The following is a 2,410-nucleotide window of genomic DNA, read 5'->3' as shown; positions in this document are numbered from 1 at the left end:
GCTGAGCCTGCCTTTTTATTTCTGCCACATTATTATTTTCTCGCCTTAGTGATCCACTTCACCTTTTAACCCCGCTTGCCGAAATTTGTTATTTGCCGCGCTGAAATGTCGTCACCATGAGGACAGATTTCAGGGGGCAATCAGTCATGGATAAAGAACGCATTATTCAGGAATTCGTACCAGGCAAACAGGTCACGCTGGCGCATCTGATTGCCCACCCGGGAGCGGAGCTGGCAAAAAAGATCGGCGTACCCGAATCCGGCGCGATCGGCATTATGACGCTGACGCCGGGAGAAACGGCGATGATCGCCGGCGATCTGGCGATGAAGGCCGCCGACGTGCACATCGGTTTTCTCGACCGGTTTAGCGGCGCGCTGGTGATCTACGGCTCGGTCGGCGCGGTGGAAGAGGCGCTTCTGCAGACCATCGGCGGATTAGGCCGCTTATTAAATTATACCTTGTGCGAATTAACGAAAAGTTAATTGAGAGCGACCATGAAGCGTATTGCGATTGTCGGCGCCGTCGGTGCAGGAAAAACCACGTTATTTAATGCCCTGCAGGGGAATTATTCCCTCGCCAGAAAAACGCAGGCGCTGGAATTTAACGATCGTGGCGACATCGATACACCCGGGGAATATTTCAGCCATCCGCGCTGGTATCACGCCTTAATTACCACCTTGCAGGATGTGGACACCCTGATTTATGTCCATGCGGCCAATGATACCGAAAGTCGCCTGCCACCCGGGTTGCTGGATATTGGCAGCCGAAAGCACCTTATCGTGGCGATCAGTAAAACGGATCTGCCGGATGCCAATGTCGCCGCGGTGCGGCAGCTGCTGGACGGGATGGGGTTTCAGGCGCCGGTTTTCGCCCTCAACGGTTGCGATCCGCAAAGCGTTGCGCCGCTGGAAAATTACTTGAGTGAGCTCAGCCAAAAGGAGGAAGGGCCAGGTGAAGAAACTCATTACCGCTAACGATATTCGTGCCGCCCACGCGCGCGGCGAACAGGCGATGTCAGTAGTTCTGCGCGCCAGCATTATCACCCCGGAAGCGCGCGAAGTCGCCGAGCTGCTGGGATTCACTATCACCGAAGACGATGGCGCCGCGCCGGCGGCGACAGCGGCGGACAGCGACAAAACGGAAAGCCAGCGGATCCGGGAAACCATCCTGGCGCAGCTACCGGAAGGCCAGTTTACCGAAAGCCTGGTGGCGCAGCTGATGGAAAAGGTGATGAAGGAGAAGCAGTCCCTGGAACAGGAGGCGATGCAGCCGGGATTTGAGGCAGTGACCGGCAAAGGCGGCATCAAAGTGATCGACGGCAGCAGCGTGAAGTTTGGCCGCTTCGACGGCGCCCAGCCGCACTGCGTTGGCTTAACGGACCTGGTGACTGACCAGGATGGCAGCAGCATGGCGGCCGGATTTATGCAGTGGGAGAACGCCTTCTTCCCGTGGACGCTGAACTACGACGAAATCGATATGGTGCTGGAGGGCGAGCTGCATGTGCGCCATCAGGGGGAAACGCTGGTCGCCAAAGCGGGGGACGTCATGTTCATCCCGAAAGGCTCCAGCATCGAATTCGGTACCCCGTCGACGGTGCGCTTCCTGTACGTCGCCTGGCCGGCAAACTGGCAATCGCTATGAACGATTTCATTACCGAAGCGTGGCTCAGAGCGAATCATACGCTCAGCGAAGGCGGTGAAATCCATCTTCCTGCCGATGCTCGCCTGACGCCCTCGGCGAGGGAACTGCTGGAAAGTCGGCATCTGCGGGTCAAATTTCTCGACCGCCAGGGGCGCCTGTTTGTCGAGGATGACGAACAGACGCCGCAGCCGGTGCATGTCCTGACCAGCAGCGACCATCCGCCCCAGGCCTGCTGCGAGCTTTGTCACCAGCCGGTGGGCAAAAAGCCGGACACCTTAACTCATCTGACGGCCGATACCCTGGTGGCGAAAAACGATCCGCGGCTGGCCTTCCGCGCGGTGCTGGACAGCACCATCGCCCTGACGGTGTGGCTGCAAATTGAACTGGCGGAGCCCTGGCAGCCGTGGCTGACGGATATCCGTTCGCGGCTGGGCAACATCATGCGCGCCGATGCGCTGGAGGAACCGCTGGCGGCGCAGTCGATAGCCGGATTCAGCGAGGCGCAGCTGCATCGTCTGTCCCATCAGCCGCTGCGTTACCTGGGTCACGATCACCTGGTGCCGGAGGCCCGCCATGGGCGCGATGTCGCGCTGCTTAATTTGCTGCGCGGCAAAGTGCGCGAGGCGGAGGTGACCGCGGCGCAGGTGTTTATTACGCCGCAATTTGCGGTCCGGCGCGCCGATATTATGCAAGCGCTCAACCGTCTCTCCAGCGCGGTCTACGTGATGATGATCCTGGGCGTGACGGACGCGCCGCCGGCGCTCAGCCA

Annotated in this window: 4 protein-coding genes (1 of these 4 cut by a window edge); all 4 read left to right on the top strand. The window is 59.3% G+C overall.

Annotation, left to right across the window (positions count from 1 at the left end):
- Nucleotides 1–146 precede the first annotated feature (146 nt).
- Tightly spaced (at most 12 nt apart), the 4 genes in view from eutS to eutT form a layout consistent with a single transcriptional unit that may run on beyond the window.
- Nucleotides 147–482, top strand: coding sequence for an ethanolamine utilization microcompartment protein EutS (gene eutS, locus VZP09_RS14150; protein ID WP_002913729.1), 336 nt, complete (start codon nucleotides 147–149; stop codon nucleotides 480–482).
- A 12-nt stretch (nucleotides 483–494) separates the two neighbouring features.
- On the top strand, nucleotides 495–974 hold the full coding sequence (gene eutP, locus VZP09_RS14145) for an ethanolamine utilization acetate kinase EutP (RefSeq protein ID WP_002913727.1): 480 nt from the start codon (nucleotides 495–497) through the stop codon (nucleotides 972–974).
- Nucleotides 952–1,641, top strand: coding sequence for an ethanolamine utilization acetate kinase EutQ (gene eutQ / locus VZP09_RS14140; RefSeq protein WP_004185056.1), 690 nt, complete (start codon nucleotides 952–954; stop codon nucleotides 1,639–1,641). Before eutP ends, eutQ begins: the two co-directional genes overlap by 23 nt.
- Nucleotides 1,638–2,410 carry the 5' portion of an ethanolamine utilization cob(I)yrinic acid a,c-diamide adenosyltransferase EutT gene (eutT, locus tag VZP09_RS14135; RefSeq protein ID WP_328795226.1) on the top strand. 37 nt of this gene lie beyond the right edge of the window, so only the first 773 of its 810 coding nucleotides appear in the window; its start codon is at nucleotides 1,638–1,640; its stop codon lies off the right edge, out of view. Before eutQ ends, eutT begins: the two co-directional genes overlap by 4 nt.

This window comes from Klebsiella sp. EMBS2024, assembly GCF_036233805.1.
GTDB classification, from domain to species: domain Bacteria; phylum Pseudomonadota; class Gammaproteobacteria; order Enterobacterales; family Enterobacteriaceae; genus Klebsiella; species Klebsiella pneumoniae.
Note: the sequence above shows the minus strand (reverse complement) of the source record. Positions and strands in the feature narration are given on the sequence as shown.